This window comes from Corynebacterium nasorum, assembly GCF_022345765.1.
Classification (GTDB): Bacteria; Actinomycetota; Actinomycetes; order Mycobacteriales; family Mycobacteriaceae; genus Corynebacterium; species Corynebacterium kefirresidentii.
On the sequence record NZ_JAKRDR010000002.1, the window covers coordinates 239,433 to 261,895 of the forward strand.

22 protein-coding genes, 3 tRNA genes and 1 pseudogene are annotated in these 22,463 nt (G+C 58.5%); 12 read left to right on the forward strand and 14 right to left on the reverse strand.

Annotated features, from left to right (window positions below; all coding sequences use genetic code 11):
* Positions 1-7 precede the first annotated feature (7 nt).
* Complete coding sequence (locus MHK04_RS03085; RefSeq protein WP_023020218.1) at positions 8-646, forward strand: DedA family protein; 639 nt, start codon at positions 8-10, stop codon at positions 644-646.
* A gap of 48 nt (positions 647-694) precedes the next feature.
* Here the strand turns inward: MHK04_RS03085 and metE are convergent, their stop codons facing one another.
* Together metE and MHK04_RS03095 are read right to left on the reverse strand one after the other, a co-directional pair.
* Positions 695-2,998, reverse strand: a complete 2,304-nt coding sequence (metE, locus tag MHK04_RS03090) for a 5-methyltetrahydropteroyltriglutamate--homocysteine S-methyltransferase (RefSeq protein WP_239207727.1) — start codon at positions 2,996-2,998, stop codon at positions 695-697.
* Positions 2,985-3,917 (reverse strand): methylenetetrahydrofolate reductase, encoded by a 933-nt coding sequence (locus MHK04_RS03095; protein WP_023020216.1) that lies wholly within the window; start codon positions 3,915-3,917, stop codon positions 2,985-2,987. Before MHK04_RS03095 ends, metE begins: the two co-directional genes overlap by 14 nt.
* A 281-nt stretch (positions 3,918-4,198) precedes the next feature.
* Between MHK04_RS03095 and MHK04_RS03100 the strand changes: the two genes are divergently transcribed.
* The 3 genes from MHK04_RS03100 (at position 4,199) to MHK04_RS03110 (ending at position 5,841) form a co-directional block, all read left to right on the forward strand.
* The gene (locus tag MHK04_RS03100) at positions 4,199-4,936 is read left to right on the forward strand and encodes a hypothetical protein (protein ID WP_023020215.1); all 738 of its coding nucleotides are present in this window, start codon (positions 4,199-4,201) and stop codon (positions 4,934-4,936) included.
* Positions 4,937-5,069: 133 nt separating this feature from the next.
* Positions 5,070-5,273: a hypothetical protein gene (locus MHK04_RS03105; protein WP_005329698.1), complete on the forward strand. Its 204-nt coding sequence runs from the start codon at positions 5,070-5,072 to the stop codon at positions 5,271-5,273.
* Positions 5,274-5,370: 97 nt separating this feature from the next.
* Complete coding sequence (locus tag MHK04_RS03110) at positions 5,371-5,841, forward strand: GNAT family N-acetyltransferase (protein ID WP_239207865.1); 471 nt, start codon at positions 5,371-5,373, stop codon at positions 5,839-5,841.
* Here the strand turns inward: MHK04_RS03110 and MHK04_RS03115 are convergent.
* Positions 5,838-6,086 carry a hypothetical protein gene (locus MHK04_RS03115; protein WP_239207726.1) on the reverse strand — a complete coding sequence of 83 codons (249 nt, stop codon included), beginning with the start codon at positions 6,084-6,086 and terminating at the stop codon, positions 5,838-5,840. The genes MHK04_RS03110 and MHK04_RS03115 overlap by 4 nt on opposite strands.
* A gap of 247 nt (positions 6,087-6,333) precedes the next feature.
* Positions 6,334-6,406: transfer RNA gene (locus MHK04_RS03120), tRNA-Ala, on the reverse strand.
* A 167-nt stretch (positions 6,407-6,573) separates the two neighbouring features.
* Here MHK04_RS03120 and MHK04_RS03125 point away from each other — a divergent pair.
* Together MHK04_RS03125 and MHK04_RS03130 are read left to right on the forward strand one after the other, a co-directional pair.
* On the forward strand, positions 6,574-7,437 hold the full coding sequence (locus MHK04_RS03125) for a polysaccharide deacetylase family protein (RefSeq protein ID WP_239207725.1): 864 nt from the start codon (positions 6,574-6,576) through the stop codon (positions 7,435-7,437).
* Positions 7,437-7,985, forward strand: a complete 549-nt coding sequence (locus MHK04_RS03130; protein ID WP_239207724.1) for a DNA-3-methyladenine glycosylase — start codon at positions 7,437-7,439, stop codon at positions 7,983-7,985. The genes MHK04_RS03125 and MHK04_RS03130 overlap by 1 nt, the downstream gene beginning before the upstream one ends.
* A gap of 18 nt (positions 7,986-8,003) precedes the next feature.
* Here the strand turns inward: MHK04_RS03130 and MHK04_RS03135 are convergent, their stop codons facing one another.
* Together MHK04_RS03135 and MHK04_RS03140 are read right to left on the reverse strand one after the other, a co-directional pair.
* Entirely contained in the window at positions 8,004-8,489 is a 486-nt protein-coding gene (locus MHK04_RS03135) for a MarR family winged helix-turn-helix transcriptional regulator (protein ID WP_238801892.1), read from the reverse strand.
* A 67-nt stretch (positions 8,490-8,556) separates the two neighbouring features.
* The gene (locus tag MHK04_RS03140; RefSeq protein WP_239207723.1) at positions 8,557-8,964 is read right to left on the reverse strand and encodes an MmcQ/YjbR family DNA-binding protein; all 408 of its coding nucleotides are present in this window, start codon (positions 8,962-8,964) and stop codon (positions 8,557-8,559) included.
* Positions 8,965-9,281: 317 nt separating this feature from the next.
* Here MHK04_RS03140 and MHK04_RS03145 point away from each other — a divergent pair.
* Positions 9,282-10,489 (forward strand): annotated as a pseudogene (locus MHK04_RS03145) (IS110 family RNA-guided transposase).
* Between the two features lie 356 nt (positions 10,490-10,845).
* Here the strand turns inward: MHK04_RS03145 and MHK04_RS03150 are convergent.
* The 4 genes from MHK04_RS03150 to gyrA all read right to left on the reverse strand — a co-directional run bounded on the left by MHK04_RS03150 (position 10,846) and on the right by gyrA (position 14,061).
* A tRNA-Ala gene (locus MHK04_RS03150) sits at positions 10,846-10,918 on the reverse strand.
* A 9-nt stretch (positions 10,919-10,927) separates the two neighbouring features.
* Positions 10,928-11,004, reverse strand: a tRNA-Ile gene (locus MHK04_RS03155).
* Between the two features lie 162 nt (positions 11,005-11,166).
* Positions 11,167-11,505 carry a DUF3566 domain-containing protein gene (locus MHK04_RS03160; RefSeq protein ID WP_239207722.1) on the reverse strand — a complete coding sequence of 113 codons (339 nt, stop codon included), beginning with the start codon at positions 11,503-11,505 and terminating at the stop codon, positions 11,167-11,169.
* 3 nt (positions 11,506-11,508) lie between these two features.
* Positions 11,509-14,061, reverse strand: coding sequence for a DNA gyrase subunit A (gene gyrA / locus MHK04_RS03165; protein WP_239207721.1), 2,553 nt, complete (start codon positions 14,059-14,061; stop codon positions 11,509-11,511).
* 78 nt (positions 14,062-14,139) lie between these two features.
* Here gyrA and MHK04_RS03170 point away from each other — a divergent pair, with 78 nt between their 5' ends.
* Genes MHK04_RS03170 through MHK04_RS03190 form a run of 5 tightly spaced genes read left to right on the forward strand, consistent with a single transcriptional unit; the run spans position 14,140 to position 16,997 of the window.
* Positions 14,140-14,364, forward strand: a complete 225-nt coding sequence (locus MHK04_RS03170) for a CopG family transcriptional regulator (protein WP_239207720.1) — start codon at positions 14,140-14,142, stop codon at positions 14,362-14,364.
* 2 nt (positions 14,365-14,366) lie between these two features.
* Positions 14,367-14,627, forward strand: coding sequence for a hypothetical protein (locus tag MHK04_RS03175; protein ID WP_023020206.1), 261 nt, complete (start codon positions 14,367-14,369; stop codon positions 14,625-14,627).
* Positions 14,628-14,664: 37 nt separating this feature from the next.
* A complete protein-coding gene (locus tag MHK04_RS03180; protein ID WP_239207719.1) occupies positions 14,665-15,021 on the forward strand; it encodes a hypothetical protein in 357 nt (118 codons plus the stop codon).
* 20 nt (positions 15,022-15,041) lie between these two features.
* Entirely contained in the window at positions 15,042-15,479 is a 438-nt protein-coding gene (locus tag MHK04_RS03185) for a DUF6918 family protein (RefSeq protein WP_023020204.1), read from the forward strand.
* Positions 15,480-15,521: 42 nt separating this feature from the next.
* Entirely contained in the window at positions 15,522-16,997 is a 1,476-nt protein-coding gene (locus tag MHK04_RS03190) for an MFS transporter (RefSeq protein ID WP_023020203.1), read from the forward strand.
* Positions 16,998-17,067: 70 nt separating this feature from the next.
* Here MHK04_RS03190 and gyrB read toward each other — a convergent pair whose 3' ends face one another.
* The 4 genes from gyrB to dnaN all read right to left on the reverse strand — a co-directional run bounded on the left by gyrB (position 17,068) and on the right by dnaN (position 22,231).
* Positions 17,068-19,137 carry a DNA topoisomerase (ATP-hydrolyzing) subunit B gene (gene gyrB, locus MHK04_RS03195; RefSeq protein WP_023020202.1) on the reverse strand — a complete coding sequence of 690 codons (2,070 nt, stop codon included), beginning with the start codon at positions 19,135-19,137 and terminating at the stop codon, positions 17,068-17,070.
* Between the two features lie 157 nt (positions 19,138-19,294).
* Positions 19,295-19,864, reverse strand: coding sequence for a DciA family protein (locus tag MHK04_RS03200; RefSeq protein ID WP_239207718.1), 570 nt, complete (start codon positions 19,862-19,864; stop codon positions 19,295-19,297).
* Positions 19,857-21,050, reverse strand: coding sequence for a DNA replication/repair protein RecF (gene recF / locus MHK04_RS03205; protein ID WP_239207717.1), 1,194 nt, complete (start codon positions 21,048-21,050; stop codon positions 19,857-19,859). Before recF ends, MHK04_RS03200 begins: the two co-directional genes overlap by 8 nt.
* Positions 21,050-22,231 (reverse strand): DNA polymerase III subunit beta, encoded by a 1,182-nt coding sequence (dnaN, locus tag MHK04_RS03210; RefSeq protein WP_023020199.1) that lies wholly within the window; start codon positions 22,229-22,231, stop codon positions 21,050-21,052. Before dnaN ends, recF begins: the two co-directional genes overlap by 1 nt.
* Positions 22,232-22,463 lie beyond the last annotated feature (232 nt).

Here is a 22,463-nt window from a genome sequence, read left to right on the forward strand (position 1 = left end):
TCCACACATGGATTTCTTGTCCTCCCTCCACAACCTTATGGATGCAGGCTCCCTGCTCCACAGTTTTGGACCCTATATTCTGCTCGGCGTAGCCGTGGTCATCTTCATCGAATCCGGCGTGCTTTTCCCCTTCCTGCCGGGCGATTCGCTGCTCGTTACCGCCGCAATCCTGCGCCACGAGCTAGACATCAATGCCTGGCTGCTCTTTGTCGTAGCAGCAGTGGCTGCCTTCGCAGGCGACCAAGTGGGCTTCTATTTGGGTCGCCGCTTCGGGCGCAAACTCTTCAAGGACGATGCCCGCGTCCTGCGCACTGAGCACCTCGATAGCGCAGAAGACTTCTTCCAGCGTCACGGCCCGGTGGCCCTCGTATTGGGCCGCTTCGTACCAATCGTGCGCACTTTCGTCCCCTTCGCCGCCGGCACCGCGGAAATGGGCTACTCCTCCTTCTTGCGCTGGAATATCCTCGGCGGCATCGGCTGGGTAGGCTCCATGCTGCTCGTCGGCGTACTTCTGGGCGGTATCCCCGGCATCGCCCACTCCATCGACATCATTATGCTCATCGTCGTGGCAATTTCTGTGCTGCCAATGATCATCGGGTGGATCAACAAGCGCCGCAAAGCAAAGCGCGAAATCCCGGCCAGTTAAGGGCAAGTTGCCCATTTCCCAGCCGGGATTCTATGAGGCTAAGAGGACTTAGAGGGAATCACGTACCTCATCGCGGGCCAGAACCATATTGCGTAGGGAGGCCTCGGTCTCTTCGTAGCCGCGAGTCTTAAGGCCGCAGTCCGGGTTAACCCACAGGCGCTCGACCGGTACGTGCTTGAGCGCGGCGCGGATAAGCTCGGCCATCTCCGCCACGGAGGGCACGCGTGGGGAGTGGATATCGTAGATGCCCGGGCCGATCTCGGAGTGGAAGGTCTCGTCAATATCCTCCAGCAGCTCCATGCGGGAGCGGGCCGCCTCGATGGACAGCTCCATGCGGGAGCGGGCCGCCTCGATGGAGGTGACATCGGCATCGAGGCCGGCAACGGCATCGATGATTTGGCCGAACTCGGAGTAACACAGGTGCGTGTGGATCTGGGTGGTCGGCTTGGCCTCGAGTGCAACGAGGCGGAAGGAGCGCACGGCCCAATCCAGGTAGGCCTTGCGGTCTTCCTCACGCAAAGGCAACAGCTCGCGCAGGGCGGGCTCATCGATCTGAATGATGTCGATGCCGGCCTCTTCCAAGTCACGGACCTCATCCGCCAACGCGACGCCGAGCTGGTCCGCGGAGACGGACTGGTGCACGTCATCGCGAACGAAGGACCAAGCCAGGATCGTCACCGGGCCGGTGAGCATACCCTTGACGTGGTGCTCCGAGAGCGACTGTGCGTACTTGGACCACTCGGTGGTCATCGCAGCCGGGCGGGAGATGTCACCTACGACTATTGGCGGGCGGGTGCAGCGGGAGCCATAAGACTGGACCCAGCCGTTTTCGGTGGTTACGAAGCCATCGAGCAGCTCAGCAAAGTACTGGACCATGTCATTGCGCTCCGGCTCGCCGTGCACGAGTACATCGAGGCCGAGGCGCTCTTGCAGCTCAATGACGGACTTGACCTCATCCTTGAGGGCGGAGTTGTAGTCGGCGTCGGAAAGCTCGCCCTTGCGGTGCGCCGCACGCGCTTGGCGGATTTCCTTGGTCTGTGGGAATGAACCAATGGTGGTAGTCGGCAGCTGCGGCAGGCCGAGTTCCTTTTGCGCCTCGTTGCGCTCGGCAAAGGCAGGCTCGCGCTTGACCTCGCCGGCCGGCAGCTTCTCGATGCGCGCCTTCACCGCCGCATTGTGGATACGCTCAGAGTCAGCACGGGTGCGCACTGCGCGGTCGCTGATGTTGTACGCCTCCGGTGCCTCCAGCGGACCCTGGGAGAGGGCTACGACTTCCTTGACCTTCTCGTTAGCAAAGGAGAACCACGTAGCGACGTCGGCAGGCAGCTTGGTTTCTGCCTCCACGGTGTGCGGCACATGCTGCAGGGATACGGAGGTAGACACGGAGAGGGAGTCAAGGCTTCCCTCTAGGTCCTCGTACTTGGAGCGCAGGTCACGTAGGTTGGCGGCCCAGACATTGCGGCCGTCGATAAGCCCAGCAACCACGTGAGAGTTCAGCTTCTTCACGCGCTCAAGGTAGCCCTCATCGAGTGCCAGGGTGCCCACGGAAAGATCCACCTGGACGGCCTCTGGCTTAAGTTCCGCCAGAACGTCAAGGCCCTTGCGCGCGGAGCCATACGGGGTGGTGAGGTAGACCTGCGGGCGGTTGTCCGCGCCCAAAATGGCCTCGTAGGCGCGCTTGGTGTGGGCGGCCAGTTCCTCATCGTTGGCAATGGTCAGGTCCGCTACCAGGGCAGGCTCAGCCAGCTGTACCCAATTCACGCCGGACTTATCCAGCTCGGCCAGTACCTCCTGATATGCCTTGACGGCATCATCCAGGCGGTCGAGCGGGGACTTGGTAGCGCCCTCGGCCTGCTTGGACAGGGCCAGCAGGGTAACCGGGCCGACGAGGTATGGGCGCACGGTGTGGCCTGCTGCGCGGGCTTCTTCCACCAGCTTGATAACGCGCTGTGGGTGCGCTTTGAAGTCCTGGCCATCAGCAATTTCCGGGACGATGTAGTGGTAGTTGGTATCGAACCACTTAGTCATCTCTAGCGGCGCGGTGTCCTTATTGCCGCGGGCCAAGGTGAACTCATCATCCAAGGTTTCGCCGGCTACGGCGCCTACGGTCAGTGCGGTCTCGAGCACCTGGTCGTAGTAAGCGACGTCGGCAGGAATGGCATAGTCCTCAGTAAGACCGAGGTCGCGCAAGCGGTTATAGGTGTCCAAGCGCAGGGAATGTGCGGCGGACTCGAAGGTTTCCGCATCGATGCGGCCGGCCCAGTAGGATTCCAGCGCGCGCTTGAGTTCGCGGTTAGCGCCGACGCGAGGGTAGCCCTCAATTGTCGCCTTGGGGAAGTTAGTGTTCGTCATTGCTTACTCCGATTCGAGATAACAGGTCTTGGGTAATGTCGGGATTGTTGTGGGTATAGATATGGAGGCCGTCCGCGCCGCCGGCCACGATGGTGCGGGCCAATTGGGCGGTAAGCTCCATGCCGATTTCGTATTCCTCTTCTGGGGTTGTCGCTGCCGCGAGCTGAGTGCGCACCCTCTCGGGTACAGTCAGCCCGGACAGCTGGCCCATTCGCTCCAACCGGCGCAGGCTGGTCATGGGCATAATCCCCGGAATGAGGGGGATTTTCACCCCGGCCAACTCCGCCCGTTGGGCGAAGCGGAGGAAATCCTCGGCGTCAAAGAAAAGCTGGGTGATGGCAAAGTCCGCGCCGAGGCGCTGCTTATTAAGCAGGACGTCGAAGTCCTCGTCCTCGTTCTTGGATTCGGCATGGCCGCTGGGGTAGCACGCCACGCTTACCGCGAGGCGGCCGGCGGCAAAGCGGGCCGCCTGGTGACTTTCCAACTCACGGATGAGGCGAACCAGTTCATCGGCATGCTGGAGGTAGTGCTCTGGCATGCCCCCTTCGGGGAGGTCGCCGCGCAGGGCCAGCAGACCGCGCACGCCAGCATCTACCAAGCGATTAATCCACCCGATGAGCTCATCGCGCGAGCCGGCCGTGCACGCCAGGTGCGCCAGCGGACGCATGGAAGTGTTCTGCGAGATCTTCTCGATGAAGGCCGCAGTTCCTTCCAACCACCCGGAGCGCTGAGAGCTGGTCACAGCGATGTAATCGGGGTGATAGCTTTCCAGCACCTCTAATAAGCGGTCGATTTTGGCGGCATCGGCATCGTGGCGCGGTGGGATTACCTCGAAAGAAAGGGCGAGGCGCTCAGGCACATGGGACTCCTCTTCGCTTTCATAATCCAAGGGCGCGGAAGCCGAAAGTCGCGGGCTCATGGTCACCTCCTTTGCTGGTCGTCGTCGGTATGTTGAGAAAACGTACCAAGCTGTTCAGTTTGCGCGGTAGCGATTTTGCAATGGTATTACCATTGCAAGCCTGCAAACTGCGAGGTTGGCGAAAAATTGGCTGAATAATAATCGCACATTCTGAACCAAGCGGTCTATTTCTGGCACGTTCCCCCTGCACGCCTTCGCGCTCACGGTGGTACACCACCCGACACGTCACTATGCTGGGTGAAAGCGAATTGATAAATCTGAGTTAAGGAGTGTTCCACCCCATGAACCCCACGACACTGAACGTGGCCTTCAAGACCGCATCGAACCTGTGGAGCCAGTTCAACAACTACCGCGAAGAAAAGTCCCGCGAAGCCTACACCGCCCTGGAGGAGGCCGCGCAGAAGATGGACGAGCGCGATAACGGCAGCTTCGCCGAGTCCCGCCGCCAAGCGGGCGCCGTCACCCGCGCCGCACACTCCCGCCTCGAGCGTGCCCTAGAAGAGTTCAACAACTACCGCGAGGACGCCACCGAGCGCTTGAACGACGCCAAGGAAGAGGCCACCAAGAAGGCTAAGAAGGCCCGCAAGCAGGCCAAGAAGGATTCTCAGAAGGCGCAGAAGAACCTCAAGAAGAAGTCCGCCAAGGTAGCCAAGAAACAGAAGAAGCAGAAGTCCTCCAAGGGCTGGATCTTCGCCGGCATTATCGCTGTGCTTTCCGCCGCGGCCGGTGCCGCCTACTACTGGCTGCGCTCCAACGACAAGCCATCCCAGACCCCACCGCGCGTGGATGACTTCCAGTCCGCTTCGCACACCGCCCCTGAGTCCACCTTGGTCTACACCTCCACCAGCGAGAATGACACCCAGTCTGACCTCGTTGAGGAAGGCGCCGTACGCGATGAGGAACTGCTAGGTTCCATCGACGAGCAGCTGGCCAAGCACCGCGAAGAAGAAGCAGCTCAGCCAGCCGATACCACCCGCATTACCGATGACCACCAAAACGAGGGCAAGCACCGCCTGTAGGTCAAAGAATAAATACGCTTTCCACCCCGCCGTGGGGGTATATTCAGCGTTGCCTAGATCTCATTTCTTTGCTTAGACAAAAATCTCTTGATTGAATTCCCACATTAGGGATCTTTCTACAAGGAGATGAACAATGAGCTTTGAGACCCTTACCGTCAAGCTCAAAGACGGCGCAACGTACTACTTCCCAGCGGGTGCGGTGTCTAAAGACCCTTCCTCTCGCGTGGATAACCTGCGCTTCGCCATCGATAACGGAACCACTTTCCACTCCGTAGACGAGGCCGGTATCGAGCGCGAGTTTAACGGTCACGACGTCCGCAATTACCACCTAGCCTAAGCGGCAGCCGCATCCCTTCCCACAGGTCACTGGCCTGTGCGGAGGGGATTTTCGCATGCGTACCCCGTGTGCACCACTGGCGACTATCGTGGATTCCATGGAACTTCGCGCAACCCAAGAATCTGACCGCACCTATCTCGCCCGCCTCAACTTCCTCACCGATACTTTCGGCGACGAGCACGGCGAGCTCTCCCCTGACTTCGCCGCTGATTTTGCCTTCTACGTGGAAAATTGGGATCCCAACCAGGGCGGTTTCATCGCCTGGGAGGAGCTTGTCCCGGCCGGTGGCGTGTGGCTCAATTGGGGCACGGAGGACAACCACGGCTTTGGTTTTGTCGAGCCCGCCATTCCGGAGATCGCCATCGCGGTTGAGGCCCGCTATAAGGGACAGGGCATTGCCACCGCGCTTATCGACGCCGCTATTTCCCTCGCCCACACCCTGCATGCCCCCGGCATCTCCCTAGCCGTCCACCCCGATAATCCCCGCGCCAAGGGGCTTTATGAGCACCTCGGCTTCGAACACGTGGGCAGCCACGAGGGTCACTTTGTGATGCTGAAACGCTTCTAAAGCGAGCGCAGGCGGGCGTGCGTTACGTAAATCGGCTCATTATCCACGGCCGTCTTAAATTCCTCGGTCAGCCCGGCCATAACCGCCTCGCGCGCCTCTTCGCGAGTGCCGTGAAAGCTCATGACCTCGCCATCCACTGCGGCCTCGCCACGTTTGCGCACCACAACGTATTCTGCGCCCTCCGGCGCCGAAGCTTTCTTCTCTGTGGAGGTAAAGGGATCGTTGTAGCGAACGTTGGCGGCCATGGTTAGTCTCCTAATGGTTTCGCGTAATAGTAATAATTCCCCACTTACTGTACTTAAAGTTTCCTCCCCGCGACCTTGCACTATCTGTCCGGACTTCCGAAGATCAGGACTTTTGTCCATCTAAACCCCATTTTTCGTCGACGGTTTTGCTGGTTTAGATGGACAAAAGGCGCGACATAAACGTATATCCACCCATTGCATTGAAAAAGTCCGGCGCCCTCCGAAGAGGAAGCCGGACTTCATGCTGTGGAGCATAGGAGAATCGAACTCCTGACCTTCTGCTTGCAAAGCAGATGCTCTACCAATTGAGCTAATGCCCCAGTGCCTACACACTTTACTACCGCAGCCGAAGCAACCACAAACCGCTCAAAACCCAGATCTCTCAAATCACTTTGGACACTTTAGGCATGTCCTATCACTTTGGTTACATTCGGGCGCTAGGGTCATGGGCACATCATGTCCATTTTCCCTCATTTTTAGGAACACTATGCGCCGCATCCTCACCTCTGCACTCACCGTGCTTATTGCCGCCGCCATGCCAGCAGCCGCTCATGCACAGTTACCGCAAATCCCACGATTGCCTGCGTCTTCAAGCGCGGATATTCAAGGAGAAATCAACCATCGCCTCGAGGATGCCCGCGCACAGGTCGAAGATTTCAGCTCCCAGGCATTTCCACACACTGCCCCCGGGAAGAAGGCACCCGCCGCCCCAGCTCCAAAGAAGCCGCAGCCGCGCAGCGAAGGTGGCGTCGACTGTGCCAACTGCGTAGCTATCACCTATGACGACGGCCCCGGTGCCGAGACCAACCGCCTACTGGACAAGCTCAAGGCGAAGAACGCGCACGCAAGCTTCATGGTGCTAGCCCCCAACGCGAACCAGCATCCTGAGCTGCTCAAGCGCATGAAGGCCGAGGGCCACACCATCGGCAACCACACCAAGAGCCACCGCCAGCTCAACACCCTGTCTTATGACCAGGTATCCCAGGAAATCGACGCCGGCAATGCCGCCATCACAAAGGCCACCGGCCAAGGCACGCGCTGGGTACGCCCGCCTTATGGCGCGACCAACGCGACCGTGGATCAGGCCACCCGCAATAAGGGTGTCTCCCAAGCGCTGTGGGACGTCGACACCATGGATTGGAAGGACCGCAACTCCGACCACGTCTGTTCCGCGGCCGTGCAAGGCGCCCGCGCCGGTTCCATTGTTTTGATGCACGATATCCACCCCACCACTGTGGATGCCGCAGATTGCGTCATCGACGGTCTGCGTGCCAAGGGCCTCGAGCCCGTGAGCTTGGATCGCCTCCTTCGCACCCCCGTGGCAGGTAAGCGCTACTACGCTCGAGGTTAATGATTGATTTTGCCCTGACTGCCGACGCCGTCGCTCCCCAACTCCTCGGCTGCACCCTCACCCATTCCGGGGTCAGCATTCGCCTTACAGAGGTGGAAGCTTACCTCGGGGCCGAGGACTCCGCGGCACACACCTTTAAAGGAAAGACCCCGCGCAATGCGGCCATGTTCGGTCCGCCGGGTAAGTTCTACGTCTATATTTCTTACGGCATCCACCGCAACGTCAATATCGTCTGCGCCCCTGAAGGGACTGGCCAGGGCTGCCTGCTGCGCGGCGGTGAAATCATCGAGGGTGCCGATATCGCCTTCGCTCGCCGCGGCACCACTGATTTTCATAATCTCGCCCGCGGACCAGGAAATTTGGGCAAGGCCCTAGGCTTCACGTTGGAAGATAACCACCAACCGATTCAGATTGTAGAGCGAACCTCCGAACCAGAATGGGTACGCGGACCGCGTATCGGTATCTCTAAAAACCAAGAAGCGGCCCTACGGTTTTGGATCCCTTTCGATAAAACCGTCTCGGCCCGCCGCGGCTATCCCAAGCAATAGCCCCGCAAAGTGCGCTGCTTAATAGCGCCCACCATAACGCTCATCATTCTCAATGGCCTTTATGATCCGCTCATTGATCTGCAGCATCTGGCGGATCTGCGTGCGGGTCAGGTTATCCATCACGGACCTCCTCGCCTGCTTAGCGTGTCTAGGCGCGGTCTCTACTACTTTGTCCCAGCCGCTATCCGTGAGCTTTGCCATGGTGGTGCGGCCATCAGTCGGGCACGGCTGGCGCACGACCCACCCCTGCTTTTCTAGGCGCGTAACGACCTGGCTCAAGCGGGACAAAGATCCATTGGCCGTAATCGCCAAATCACGCATACGCATCTCGCGATTTTCCGCCTCAGATAGCCGAGAGAGCACCGTGTATTCAAAAAAGCTCAGGCCTGCGTCATCACGCAGCTGAGCATCCAAAATATTGGTCAAGCGAATATTTACGCTCATTAAGGACATAAATGATGCGAGCTCTTCATCATTTAGCCAGTAGTCATCGCGCTCGGTCATGGGATTTATTCTATCAACATGGCTTTAATTTTAAAGTGACTCGCCATTGTCCTTAATACAAAGGGCTTTAGTGCACAGAGGACGGATCGATCGGCCGCCGCCCTCTCGGCAGCTTTTCCACCACCAAACGATAGGAGTCCGTGACTAACTCCTCTACCAGCCGTTCGTGCAGATCTGCGTGTGGATAGACAGAAACCCAATGCCGCTTATTCATGTGGTAGCCCGGCGCAATGAATGGATACTGCTGCTGTAGCGCTTGGCAGTCCTCCGGCTCGGCCTTAATGATCATTTGCTGTTGACCGGTCACCGCTGTCAACAGCAAGAAAATTTTGCCGCGTACTTTAAATACGTCCCAGTCGGGACCAAAAGGATGCAGCACCTGCGAACCGAGCATCTCTTCGGCGCGCTGCCGCGCAACCTTGTAGATGCCGCTCCCGTCCAACATCGCCCCCCATTTCGTTGTTAGCAGTTCCACCTCAGGGCACCGAAGATTCATAGCCTGTCCACCCGATTGGGCGGGTTATGTTTATTTCCGTTCCCTCCGTCTGAAAGGACAGTAGAACTAGTCGCTGGCTTCGGTATGGCTTATTCCCGCCCCTGTCTGAAAATGATCCGGGGGTGATGCCGCCGAAGACAGTGACATACTCAAACAGCTCAATAGGAACCTGACCCAGCCCAGGTGGTATGAGGTCTCACAGTAATGTAGATGCCAGTACTAAGTATGTCCGACCACCCCCAGCGATGAAGCTCAAATAGTCCAACTTCTAATTCATCGCTAGGAGGAACACACCCATGGCCTATGACTTCGTCATTGGCGTGGACGTCGGCAAATACTTCCACCACGCCTGCGTCCTCGATCCCCAAGGCAGGCAAGTCCTGTCCAAACGCATCAATCAGCATAAAGGCTCGCTCCGCAAGCTCTTCGGCCAATTCCTCGCCGACAACACCTCAGTCCTTGTCATTGTCGATCAACCCAACAACATCAGCCGATTAACCGTCGCAGTCGCCCAAGACATGGGGGCAGACGATCGCTATCTACCAGGGCTTGCGATGCGACAGCTCTCTCGCATCCACGTCGGCAACTCAAAGACCGATGTACGCGACGCCTACGTCATCGCCCATGCCGGTCTTAACCTTCCAGACGCCCTGCGCAACGTCGACCGCGTTGAGGAAGTCTTTACCCAGCCAAAAGTTCTCAACGGTATCGACGAAGACCTCGCCCGAGCCTACACACGCCAAATTAACCAGATGCGATCCGCGCTCGTGGGAACCAATCCTGCATTCGAACATGTCCTGCGCGGACAGATGATTCACCGAAAATGGATCCTCCACCTACTTGCAAAATACGGCGGCCCCACCAAGATTCGACGCATCGGTAAAACACGCCTAGCAGCCTTTGCGCGCAGTCACAAAGCACGCAATCCCGAGCCTGTCATCAATGCCATGCTTGCTGCCATCCACGGACAGACCATGTCCATTGCCGGCGCAGAATACGCCGAACTTGGCGTAGCAATGTCCGCCAAAGACGCACTGGCCAAACTCGAGCATCGCAAGGAAATCGAAGCACAGGTACTCAAGCTCATTCAAGACATTCCTCAAACCGAGATTCTTTTATCCATGCCCGGCATCGGCCCACGTAGCGCCGCGCAGATCCTCATGACTGTTGGCGATATGTCCGACCTCCCCGATGCAGCGCACCTAGCGTCCTATACAGGCCTATCACCACGGACAAATCAATCAGGAACGTCCATTATGCCGAATTCACCCAACCGCGCTGGCAACAAAAATTAAAGAACGCCCTATGGCAATCGTCTTCTGCATCGACCAGATTCCACGAGCGTTCCCAGCAATTCTATGAACGAAAACGCAAAGAAGGCAAAAGACACAACGCCGCAGTCGTCGCACTCGCACGCCGACGCCTCAACGCTCTCTTCTCCATGATGCGAAACGGCGAGCACTACCGAGACATCTCTACAGCTCAGGAGGCTGCAGCAGCCTAAAGCCAACAGACCCCCATCCAAGCCGATTGCACAGCAAGCCCAACCGGCTCCTCAAGGTACCCAAAACAACATCTACGAGACGAAGCAGAAACCCTTCACACCCCCAACAAGCCCACCCACGGAGTTGACAACCTATATAGGAACACCCCCCTTTTCGAGACTGGCTTAGCCGTTGTCTTCAACGATATCGTCCATCCAAAACTCGGTTTTCGTCGACGGTTTTGCTGGTCTATATGGACGAAAATGGTGATCCGAGTAAATCACTCGCCATTGTGTCACTTCTCAGAGTGCTTGAGAATGAGCGCAGAAATGAAAAATGTCCGGCCCCTCCGAAGAGGAAGCCGGACTACATGCTGTGGAGCATAGGAGAATCGAACTCCTGACCTTCTGCTTGCAAAGCAGATGCTCTACCAATTGAGCTAATGCCCCATTGTTCCGTGGTGGGCCTAGCTGGAATCGAACCAGCGACCTCATCGTTATCAGCGATGCGCTCTAACCGACTGAGCTATAGGCCCTTGTGCGGAACGAGAATTAACTCTACATACTATCCCCGGATTTACACAAATCGCCTGTTCAGCAGATATTTCCGGCAACTCAAAAGCGGGGAAAGATTCGCACGAAAGAAAGAAAAATACCGGCACCCGAAGGTGCCGGTATCTTCAAACGCAAGAGAGGCGCTAGCGGCTGTCTAGGTCGACCCGCAGGCCGCCAAAGACGTCCACGATGGCGTTGTAAATAACCGCCATCAGTGGTGCCAGCAACGTAAGGAGAACGGCGAAAATAACGCCGATGAGCGCGGAGGCGGAGATGACGACACCGAAGGTGACCTCGAATCCGCCGCCGACGCCGCCGACGAGGCTATTGAGCGATTCCCAAATCCCCACCTGGTTCAGGCCAATATAAAGCAGGCATACGGCCAGCATCCAGGCGATCAGTCCGACGAGTGACAGGGCCAGACCGACGCGGAACGCCGAGATAGGCGAGATTCGCGTAATCGTTACGTCTCGTCGTGCCATTAATTACTCCTCATCCTTGGAAGCATCGCCAGCCTTGTGCTCCTGCTGGACTTCATCCACGGTCTTTTCGCCCTTAGCCACAGCTTGAGCGTCTTCCTCACCATCTTCTTCGACGTTGCGGTCGATGGCAAGCAGTTCGACATCGTCGGCCAGGTTCACCAAGCGCACACCCATGGTCGCACGGGAGGACGGACGAATCTGGTCCACCTCGGTGCGGATGACGCCACCGGCGGAGGTAATGGCGAAGATTTCATCATCCTCATCCACAGAGATGGCGCCGATAAGCTTGCCGCGCTTCGGGGTGTACTTGAAGGTCATAACACCAAGGCCACCGCGGCCCTGCGTGGTGTATTCCTCGATAGCGGTGCGCTTGCCGTAGCCGCCGGAGGTGGCAACCAAGAGGAACTCGCCATCGTGGACTACCGACATGGACAGCAGCTGGTCATCGCCGCGGAAGCGCATGCCCTTCACACCAGCGGTAGCGCGGCCCATGGGGCGCAGCTGGTCGTCGTCCGCAGTAAAGCGGATGGCCTGCCCCTGCTCGGAGGTGAGCAGGATGTCATCGCCCTCGGAGACGAGCTGTGCACCAATGAGCGCATCGCCCTCGTTGAGGTTGATGGCGATAAGGCCAGCGGAACGCGCGGACTCATAATCGGTCAAACGGGACTTCTTCACGCGGCCCTGCTGGGTGGCGAGAACCAGGTAAGGAGCATCCTCGTAGGACTGGATCTGGATGACCTGCGCGATCTTTTCTTCCGGCTGGAATTCCAGCAGGTTAGCCACGTGTTGGCCGCGTGCGGCGCGACCGCCCTCTGGCAGCTCATAGGCCTTGAGGCGGTAAACACGGCCGAAGTTGGTAAAGAACAAGATCCAGTCGTGAGTGGAGCAGACGAAGAAGTTCTTGACAATATCGTCCTGCTTGAGCTCAGCGCCGCGTACGCCCTTGCCACCACGCTTTTGCGCCTTGTAGGAATCCACCTTGGTGCGCTTAGCGTAGCCCGTGGAAGTAATGGTGACTACAACGTTTTCGCGGGCGATAAGATCCTCATCGGTCACATCGCCGGTTGCCGGAATGATTTCGGTGCGGCGTTCATCGCCATACTTATCGACGATCTCTGCCAGCTCATCGTGGACAATCTGGCGCTGGCGCTCCTCGCGGGCGAGGATATCCTTCAGATCAGCGATCTCGCGCTCGATTTCCGCCAATTCATCGATGATCTTTTGGCGCTCCAGGGCAGCCAGCTTGCGTAGCTGCATGGCCAGGATGGCATCGGCCTGGATATCGTCGACGTCGAGAAGCTCCTTCAAGCCCTCGCGCGCTTCGTCCACGGTGGGCGAACGGCGAATAAGGGCGATGACCTCATCGAGCATGTCCAGTGCCTTGACCAAACCGCGCAAGATGTGGGCGCGCTTTTCGGCCTCATTCAGGCGGTACTGGGTGCGGCGAACGATGACCTCGATCTGGTGCTCCACGTAGTAGCGCAGCATCTGATCCAGGCGGAGAGTGCGCGGCACGCCATCGACAATGGAGAGCATGTTGGCACCGAAGGACGTCTGCAGCTGGGAATGCTTGTAGAGGTTATTGAGCACCACGCGGGCCACGGCGTCGCGCTTGAGGGTGACGACGATGCGCATGCCAACGCGGTCGGAGGACTCATCCTCAATCTTGGAAATACCCGCGATCTTGCCGCTGGCCACGGACTCCGCGATATTGGAGATGAGGTTATCCGGGTTGACCTGGAACGGCAGCTCGGTAATCACAATGGTCTGGCGGGATCCAGATTCCTCGATGGAGGTCACGCCGCGCATACGGATGGATCCGCGGCCGGTGGTGTAGGCATCCTTGATGCCCTGATCGCCCACGATGAGGCCCGCGGTGGGGAAATCCGGGCCCTTAACGCGTTCCATGCAGGCTTCCAGCGCAGCCTCTTCATCGGCGTCTGGATTATCCAGTAGCCAGTAGATGGCCTCAGCCAGCTCGTTGAGGTTATGCGGAGGGATATTGGTGGCCATACCCACGGCAATGCCGCCCGAACCGTTCATCAGCAGGTTTGGAACGCGGGACGGCAGTACGTCCGGCTCGCTGGTTTTGCCATCGTAGTTGGGCGAGAAATCAACGGTGTTTTCGCGGATATCGCGCACCATCTCCATGGCCAGCGGAGTGAGCTTACACTCCGTATAACGCATTGCTGCTGGGCCATCGTTACCGCGGGAGCCGAAGTTACCCTGCCCATCCACCAGTGGGTAGCGCATATTCCACGACTGGGCCAAGCGCACCAAGGTGTCATAGATGGCGGAGTCACCGTGCGGGTGGAACTGACCCATGGTGTCCGAGACCGGGCGGGCGGACTTTACGTAGCCGCGCTCCGGCCGGTAACCGGAATCGAACATCGCGTAGAGGATGCGGCGGTGCACCGGCTTTAGTCCATCGCGCACCTCCGGCAGGGCACGGCCGACGATGACGGACATGGCGTAGTCGATGTAGCTCGACTCCATCTCCTCATTAATGTCAATGGGAAATATGCGATCAAAAAGATCGTCGTTATTGTCACTCATAACGCCAGATTCTACCCTTTAGCGCCTTTCAGGGCCCGAATTGCCGCACGCATGGTATCACCGTGGTATCACTGAGGCATGGCAATGACATTGCGGCTTACGGCCGAACAGGATCACGCGCTCACGCTACTGGCTTCCGCGCAGGGCACCTCCAAGCACGAGGCGGTGGTGCGCGCTGTTGTTGCGGCGGCAGCCCGCACGCTTGCCGACGCCCACGTGCAATCCACCGCCCGCGCCCTCCTCCCCGGCCGCGCTGAGCTGGAGGCGGAAATCCGCCGCGCCCGGCCACGCAGTCCTAGGTGATCATGAGTACCGAACAGCTCTACCTTTTGGCACGCGAGTTTTGCGCGCGCTTTAACGTCCGCGTCACCAATTTTGCTGCTCTTGCGGCCGCTGCGGCGGCCAGCACTGCCAAGGTGGAAGGAATAGCCATCCACGATAGCCACCGCGATGCCGCCCGCGCTATGGCGGAGGTTTTAGCCCGCGTTCCGGCGCTGAGCGGGTATAACGCAGAGTTCGCAAAGTTCACCGTGCGCGTCTACCTTAGTGTTAAAGAAGTTGCCTAAGTTTTGGGAAGAGTGACCCAAGGAAGGAACTAGCACCATGTCCCACGTCAAGAAGATCGCCGTATCGAGCCTTACGGCCGTTGCCCTAGCTGTCACCGCCGTCACTGCTCCTACCGCTACTGCAGCTGAGGCGGATTCCTGGAAAGACGAGGTAAATCCGGAATTTGAACAGGGCCAGACTGGTGGTTCCTCTACCGGTTCTTCCCAACTGGATCTCACGTTGATCATCACCGCAGCGGCCGCGGGCGTCACCGCCCTGGCCAGCGCCGTGGCCCTCTACTCCCCCAACGTGGATCTGGAAAAGGCAGCCCGCGATGCTGGCTTGGGCCAGATCGCCGATCAGATTGCTGCCATTCAGGCCAACCTCCCTGGCCTGCCGGGACAGCCGGCTTAACTCGCGTAAGGTGGTGCAGCATGGGACATCTTTCTGAACTTATGTCAGGTCCGCAGCGCACTGCGGTGATAAGCGATTGTGGCGAGCTGGTTGAGAGGGTCGTCGCCAAGCAATCGGGCATTACCGGCATGGCGCTGAAGGGCGCAGTCGCCGCCGCGAAAAAGGTCGACTCCGCCATCATCACCAAGGCGCTAGGCCGCGTGCTACCGGATGTCCTCGACGCTATGGACCCGCACTGGCAAGAGTTTGCAGGCAGCGCCGAGCAGGATTTCGGTTCCTTCCTGGAACCGCGTAGCAACGAAGTAAGTGATTCCATCATGGCGGTAGCCGATAAGCACGCCGAGCAGGTCAACTCCCCCGCGCTGTCTAAGCCTTATAACTCCCTGCGCGGTAAAGCCTCGAAATTCCTCACCCCTGCGGTTCCGGATTTCGGCCGCGTGCTGCAGAAGCATATGTAGATTCACGGCAGTTGAATCGCCTTCTCACCGCCAGGTATAAGTGTGGAAGTGATTACTTCCGCAGCTAACCAGACCGAGTACCCCGCCGGCCAAGATCCCGCCCGCTGGCGGGTACTTATCGTTTTGCTCACGGCGCTTTTTATGTCGCTGCTGAGCGTATCCATTGTTAATGTGGCCCTGCCCTCTATTCAATCGGGTTTAGGGGCCTCTAATTCGGATGTGCAATGGGTGCTCTCCGGCTATGCGCTCACTTTCGGCGTCATCCTCGTGGCGGCCGGCCGCGCCGGAGATCTCGTCGGCCGCGGCGGCATCTTTCTAGCTGGCATCGCTATCTATTCCATCAGCGCCGCAGTCGCCGGTTTTGCCCCTAATGCTGAGGCACTCAATGCCGCCCGCTTTATCCAAGGCATAGGTGCTGGCCTGCTTAATCCCCAGGGCGTGGGCATGATCCAGCAGTACTTCCGCGGCCCCGAGCGGGCCCGCGCCTTCGGCTATTTTGGCTCCACGGTGGGCCTCGCCGTGGCCATTGGACCGGTACTTGGCGGCTTGCTCATACGCCTGGGTGGCGCAGACCTGGGCTGGCGGTTGACCATGCTGGTCAATTTCCCCGTCGGCCTTATTGCCATCATCTTGGGATTGATGTGGTTTCCGCGGCCGCTGTTTTCTCGTGTACGCGATGAAATGGGCAATAAACTGGGAATTTTCAAGACCCTAGCCACCCTTGATCCCATTGGTGCTGTGATCCTTGGCGCCGCCGTGTGGGCCATCCTCTTCCCCTTCATGGAGTCTTCTGGAACACCTGGCGTGTGGTGGCTGCTGCTCCTGGGCGCGTTTTTACTGGTGGCATGGGTGCTTTGGGAGCGACGACACAAGGCCACCGGTCATCCACCAATGGTGGATCTTAATATCTTTGCTACTGCGAGCTTTCGCAATGGCACCATCATCGCCACCTTGTGGTTTATGGGTATTACCAGCATTTGGGTGCTCGTCGCGCTCTACTTCCAAAGCGGTCTCGGGCACTCCGCCCTCGCTGCCGGATCCGTAGGCATTCCGGCCGCTTTGTTGAGCTCTATTTCTGCCACACTGGCCGGCCGGTCAGTGTCCGTCCACGGCCGCAAGGTCGTGGTTATCGGCATGATGGTGACCATCTCCGGGCTCGTTGCCACCATTGCGCTCATCTGGGCCACCGAGCAATGGGGTACCAGCGAATGGTGGATGGTCCTGTCGCTCTCCTTGGTGGGCGGCGGGCAAGGCTCGGTCATCTCCCCTAACCAGACGCTCACCTTGGCACATGTCCCTCAGGCCTACGCTGGATCGTCGGGAGCTGTCCTCCAGACCGGCCAGCGCATCGGCACGGCCATCGGTCTTGCCGTCATCACGGCCATAGTCTTTGCCACCCTGCACGGCACGAACGCGGACTGGCCGCTTTCCATCGTCGCCGGCTTCGGCGTCATCCTAGCCATGTGCCTAGCCTCCCTGGGATTCGCCGTAGCGGATCAGCGCAGCTCCCAGGCCTAGGGCTCGCGCTTTAAAACGCCACAATTAAAGCCCACCGCAGTATTTTCCACGGTGGGCTTTGTGCTGCGCTTTAGATGTCTAGGAAGCGGACGTCCTTCGCGCGGCGGGTAATGAAGGAGCGGCGGGCCGAGACATCGTCACCCATGAGGATGGAGAAGAGCTCATCGGCGCGCTGCGCGTCTTCCAAATCCACGCGGCGCAGGATGCGGGTGCTCGGGTCGAGCGTAGTTTCCCATAGCTCGGCGGCGTTCATCTCGCCCAGACCCTTGTAGCGCTGGATGCCGTCATCCTTGTTGATCTTGCGGTTTTGCTCCAGACCCTCGGCCAACAGTTTATCGCGCTCGTCGTCGGAAAAGGCATAGCCCGGAGTGCCCTTGGACCACTTGAGCTTGTACAGCGGCGGGTTAGCCAGGTACACGTGCCCGTCCTCAACCAACTGGGGCATGAAGCGGAAGAGCAGGGTCAATAGCAGCGTAGCAATGTGCTGGCCGTCGACGTCGGCATCGGCCATGAGCACGATCTTGTCGTAGCGCAGCTTCTTGATATCGAATTCCTCGTGGATACCGGTACCCAGTGCGGTAATAATCGCCTGGACCTCAGCATTCTTGAGGACCTTATCCATGCGGGCCTTCTCCACGTTCAAGATCTTGCCGCGCAGTGGCAAGATGGCCTGGAACATGGAATCACGGCCGCCCTTAGCGGAACCACCTGCGGAGTCACCCTCCACGATGTAGAGCTCGGAAATCTTCGGGTCCTTAGAGCGGCAATCCGCGAGCTTGCCGGGCAGTCCGCCCAGGTCGGTGGCAGATTTGCGGCGCACCATCTCGCGGGCCTTGCGGGCAGCCATGCGAGCATGTGCGGAGGACACGGCCTTATTGATAATGGCCTTTGCCTCAGCCGGATTGGCATCGAACCAGTCATTGACGTGCTCGTTCACCGCACGCTGGACAAAGCCCTTGATTTCGGAATTGCCCAGCTTGGTCTTGGTCTGGCCCTCGAACTGCGGATCGCCCACCTTGACGGAAATGACGGCGGCCAAGCCCTCGCGGCAGTCATCGCCGGAGAGGTTGCCATCCTTTTCCTTGATGAGCTTATGCTCCTTGGCATAGCGGTTCATCAAGGAGGTTAGGGCCGCGCGGAAGCCCTCTTCATGCGTGCCGCCCTCGTGGGTATTGATGGTATTAGCAAAAGTGTGAACGGACTGCTTATAGCCCTGGTTCCACTGCAGTGCTACTTCCACCTCATGATCTTCGCCCTTGGCATCGAAAGAAACGATAGTCGGGTGGATCGCGGTCTTGGACTTATTGAGGTACTTGACGTAATCGGTCAAGCCATCCGGGTAGTGGAAGGTGATCTTCTTACGGCGCTTCTTTTCCGCCGCAGCTTCCGCCGCTTCACCGGATTCTTCGTTGAAAGTATCGCCAGCGTCCGGGGCATCATCGAAGGAGGTTTCATCCGCACTGGTCTCGCCGGATTCTGCATCGGCGATTTCTTCCAGCTCGATCTGCTCTTCGGTAACGCGCTCATCGATGAGCTCAATGGATAGGCCCTTATTCAGGAAGGCCATTTCCTGCAGGCGGCGAGCAATGATGTCGTAATCGTACTCGGTAGTTTCAAATACTTCCGGATCCGCCCAGAAGCGGATTTTGGTACCCGTGCCGCGGGCGTTGCCGCCCTCAACGAGATCATCCGGGACGGCGTTCTGGAAGTTTTGATACCAGTGCTTACCATCGCGTTTAATTTCCGCTTCTACGCGGGTAGAAAGCGCGTTCACCACGGAAATGCCGACGCCGTGCAGGCCGCCAGATACGGCGTAGGAGTCGGAGTCGAATTTACCGCCAGCGTGCAGCTGCGTCATGACCACTTGGACGGTAGGTGCGCCGGAGGCGTGCATTTCTACCGGGATACCACGGCCATTATCGATGACCTCGACGCCGCCATCTTCCAGCAGTTTGACGGTAACCTTATCGGCGTAGCCGGCCATAGCCTCATCGACGGAGTTATCAACGATCTCCCAAATGAGGTGGTGCAGGCCGCGCGAACCGGTCGAACCAATGTACATGCCGGGGCGCTTACGGACGGCCTCGAGGCCCTCCAGGATCGTAATTGACCCGGCATCATATGCGTGTTCTTCAGCCACGGATTCGTGCTCTCCTTTTGGCTATAGCTAATTCTAAGACTTTAACTATTCTACACGGATACCCCCTACTGAAAGACACCCCACACCCGTGAGAGATAGGAATCTGGCGCGCTCTGAGGTTATTTAGGATTTAAAGGTCGGATCCAAGTGCAACCTATTAGCCATACGTATCTTGCGATCCTTGTGGTTTCACCCACTGCCGCCCCTCATAATTTCGCTGCTGCTTGGGCCCATGAATGCGCAGCTCAACAATGACATCCGGGCCTAGGCGATCAGAGATTTTCCGCAAGATTTGCCGCTGCAGGTAGCGCAGCTCCGTAGCCCAGGTGGAGTTATCGCAGGACACAAAGACAACCTTGTCCTTAATCCGCTGCGGCTGCGTATGGGCGGCGATACGCTCGCCCACGAGATTCTCCCAATTACCCATCACCCAACCATTGGCTAGGTCGTGCTCCCAGCCGCGATTGACTACCTCGCGGCTGATTTGGGCTCCCAGGCTCGGCACCGCCAGCGTTCGCCGTTTCTTCCTGCCATCTGGTCCCGTAGGGATACCCCGTTGATAGCCCATATACCCCTGCTTTTGTGCCTTCTCCAGAGAGGGCACCGGCATCTTTGGCACAGGGCGGGTTAGCTTCGGCGGGTTCTTGGAGGTGGACCGTACCAATTTAAAGTACTGGGTGACAGGATCAATGCGCTGCTTGCCGACGCCCCCTTGTTCCTCACTCATCCTTGTCACCATCCCCATCCTCGCCGGCATCCTCAGCACTGAGCTTGGAGATACGGCCGGTATCGGTATCTTCCACGCTCACGCGGTAGCGCACGATGGGTTCCAAGTTCCCCGGTAGGTCCTCATCTACCGCCGCGGTAATGAGCACCTGCTCGGCCTCGGCGGCAAGGTGGACAAGCTGCTTGCGGCGCTTGGCGTCAAGCTCGGCAAATACATCATCCAAAATGAGCACCGGATCCGATCCTCCCTCCTGACGCAGGAGATTAAACTCCGCTAGGCGCAGCGCAATAGCATAAGACCACGTCTCACCATGGCTGGCAAAGCCCTTGGCCGGCTGATCGCCCAGGTTAAGCACCAGATCGTCGCGGTGCGGGCCCACCAGGGAAATGCCGCGTTCAATCTCGCGCTGCCGGGCGGTGGCCAACTCGGTAAGCAAGACGGCCTCTAGTACCTCGCGATCCGAGGTGTCGATCGTGGACTTATATTGCACCTGCGCCGGCCGCGATTCTGGTGCCAGGCCGGAATAAGCGGCGGGGATGTGGTCTAAGAGGGCGTCGACAAGCGCAAGGCGCGCGGCGATTACCTGGGCGCCGAGGCAGGCAAGCTGCGCATCCCAGGTATCCAAGGTAGCCAATGCAGCGGCACCGTCGCTATCGGAATAGCCACGGCGCAGGCTGCCGGAGGCTGATTTCAGCAAGGCATTGCGTTGCTTGAGCACCTTGTCATAGTCGGCCTTCACGCCCGCAAGGCGCGGGGTCCGTGAGGCAATGATGCTATCGAGATAAGCGCGCCGCCCGGCCGGCTCCCCGCGCACCAAGGCCAAATCCTCCGGGGAAAAGAGCACCGTTTTTACCACGCCCAGCAGCTCACGGGGGCTGCGCAGGCGCGTGCGATTGATCTGCGCTTGATTGGCCGCGTGGGGTTTAATCAGCAAATGGGTGGTGAGCTCGCGGCCCTGGTTCACCGCGGTAATAGACACCCGTGCACTATCGGCACCCTGACGCACCAACGGCGCATCGTGAGATACGCGATGGGAGGAAAGATGGGCAGTATAACCAATGGCTTCGACGATATTGGTCTTGCCAAAGCCATTGCGCCCGACAAAAAGGGTGATCCCCGGCCCTAGCTGCACATTAAGTTCGGGCCACGAGCGAAAATCCCGAACATCGAGATCCCTGACGTACATTAGCCCGGCAGGCGAACCGGCATGAGCAGGTAGGTGAAGTTGGTCTCTGGCGTGGGGAAGTTGCCATCTTCATCGGCCTCAGGCAGCTCTTCCGGTTCTGGGATCATAATGGCTGGGCGGGAAGGCTCGGTGAAGCCGAAGACCACGCGGTCGGTGTTGATGACGGCCAAGCCATCTTTGAGGTAGCCCGGATTGAAGGCAATGAGAAACTCATCGCGGCCATGGAAAGCGCACGGCAAGGTCTCGGTCGCGTTACCGGCATCCGCGCCGGCAGATAGGGTTACCTGACCATCGGCGAATTCCATGCGAATCTGTGCATTACGATCCGTCAGCAAAGAAACGCGACGGATTGCTTCCTGCAGCGGTGCCACCTCAATGGAGGCAATATTGGTGTGATTCTTCGGCAGCAGCGGCTGAACATTGGGGAAGTCCGCATCCAGCATGCGCGTGGTGGTTTCGCGATTATCCGCGTGCAGACCAAAGAGACCATCGGCACCAATATTGTCATCGGTGCCAACGGCGATCTCCACTGGAATGTTGAGATGTGGATCCAAGGAACGGCCGGTTTCTTGGAGGGTCTTAGCAGGTACCAGGAGCTTGGCTTCCACGTTCGGGGACTTGGGCTCCCATTCCAAGGTGCGCATGGCCAGACGGAAGCGGTCCGTTGCCGTCATCTCAATGTCTTTGCCATGGATATCCATGTGCACACCGGTGAGCATAGGCAGGGTGTCATCCTTGCCGGCTGCGGCAGCGACCTGGTGGATGGCCTCGACGAAAAGCTGTGGCTGGATAGTGCCCGTAACCTCTGGCAATACCGGAAGCTGAGGGTAATCATCCAGTGGGATCAGTGGCAGCTCGAAGCGAGAGGAACCACAAGTAACCAGTGCTTTGGAATCTACCTGGGAGATCTCTACTTCCTTGTTGGGCAAAGAAGCAACGATATCGGAGAGGAGCTTGCCGGCTACCGCAATCTGTCCGGGCTCATCCACCATGCCGGCGATGCGGACGCGGGTAGAAACCTCATAATCGAAGCCGGTGAACTCAAGACCATTGTCATCCGCGGTGATCAACATCGCGCGAAGCACGGGCTGAGTGACCTTGGAAGGCAGGCTGCGAGCAACCCACGCTACGGCGTTGGCAAGGTCATCTTTAGCAACGCGAAATGACACGGCTTCATCCATGGTGCGAAGAGCTCCTCTGAGGCAAGTAGGAAATTTGTTACTTACAAAAGACTGGCTTCCAACTTACCGCATTGGGCGCGGTGCGCCACAACGTGTAATTCCATCTTTGCCCGCTCGATCCGCGCCTGGCCGGAGGCGGGGCGGGCCGAATTCCACACACCCTCTTTCTTCTATACAGATCAGAGAAATAATTTAGTAGTAGTAATAAGCGCTGTGCAATCTGTGCGTAACT

What these genes read in the sequence shown, in the direction of transcription:
- MHK04_RS03085 (WP_023020218.1), top strand. Translation starts at nt 8, where the DNA reads ATGGATTTCTTGTCCTCCCTCCACAACCTTATGGATGCAGGCTCCCTG.
- metE (WP_239207727.1), bottom strand. Translation starts at nt 2,998, where the DNA reads ATGACGAACACTAACTTCCCCAAGGCGACAATTGAGGGCTACCCTCGC.
- MHK04_RS03095 (WP_023020216.1), bottom strand. Translation starts at nt 3,917, where the DNA reads ATGAGCCCGCGACTTTCGGCTTCCGCGCCCTTGGATTATGAAAGCGAA.
- MHK04_RS03100 (WP_023020215.1), top strand. Translation starts at nt 4,199, where the DNA reads ATGAACCCCACGACACTGAACGTGGCCTTCAAGACCGCATCGAACCTG.
- MHK04_RS03105 (WP_005329698.1), top strand. Translation starts at nt 5,070, where the DNA reads ATGAGCTTTGAGACCCTTACCGTCAAGCTCAAAGACGGCGCAACGTAC.
- MHK04_RS03110 (WP_239207865.1), top strand. Translation starts at nt 5,371, where the DNA reads ATGGAACTTCGCGCAACCCAAGAATCTGACCGCACCTATCTCGCCCGC.
- MHK04_RS03115 (WP_239207726.1), bottom strand. Translation starts at nt 6,086, where the DNA reads ATGGCCGCCAACGTTCGCTACAACGATCCCTTTACCTCCACAGAGAAG.
- MHK04_RS03125 (WP_239207725.1), top strand. Translation starts at nt 6,574, where the DNA reads ATGCGCCGCATCCTCACCTCTGCACTCACCGTGCTTATTGCCGCCGCC.
- MHK04_RS03130 (WP_239207724.1), top strand. Translation starts at nt 7,437, where the DNA reads ATGATTGATTTTGCCCTGACTGCCGACGCCGTCGCTCCCCAACTCCTC.
- MHK04_RS03135 (WP_238801892.1), bottom strand. Translation starts at nt 8,489, where the DNA reads ATGACCGAGCGCGATGACTACTGGCTAAATGATGAAGAGCTCGCATCA.
- MHK04_RS03160 (WP_239207722.1), bottom strand. Translation starts at nt 11,505, where the DNA reads ATGGCACGACGAGACGTAACGATTACGCGAATCTCGCCTATCTCGGCG.
- gyrA (WP_239207721.1), bottom strand. Translation starts at nt 14,061, where the DNA reads ATGAGTGACAATAACGACGATCTTTTTGATCGCATATTTCCCATTGAC.
- MHK04_RS03170 (WP_239207720.1), top strand. Translation starts at nt 14,140, where the DNA reads ATGGCAATGACATTGCGGCTTACGGCCGAACAGGATCACGCGCTCACG.
- MHK04_RS03175 (WP_023020206.1), top strand. Translation starts at nt 14,367, where the DNA reads ATGAGTACCGAACAGCTCTACCTTTTGGCACGCGAGTTTTGCGCGCGC.
- MHK04_RS03180 (WP_239207719.1), top strand. Translation starts at nt 14,665, where the DNA reads ATGTCCCACGTCAAGAAGATCGCCGTATCGAGCCTTACGGCCGTTGCC.
- MHK04_RS03185 (WP_023020204.1), top strand. Translation starts at nt 15,042, where the DNA reads ATGGGACATCTTTCTGAACTTATGTCAGGTCCGCAGCGCACTGCGGTG.
- MHK04_RS03200 (WP_239207718.1), bottom strand. Translation starts at nt 19,864, where the DNA reads ATGAGTGAGGAACAAGGGGGCGTCGGCAAGCAGCGCATTGATCCTGTC.
- recF (WP_239207717.1), bottom strand. Translation starts at nt 21,050, where the DNA reads ATGTACGTCAGGGATCTCGATGTTCGGGATTTTCGCTCGTGGCCCGAA.
- dnaN (WP_023020199.1), bottom strand. Translation starts at nt 22,231, where the DNA reads ATGGATGAAGCCGTGTCATTTCGCGTTGCTAAAGATGACCTTGCCAAC.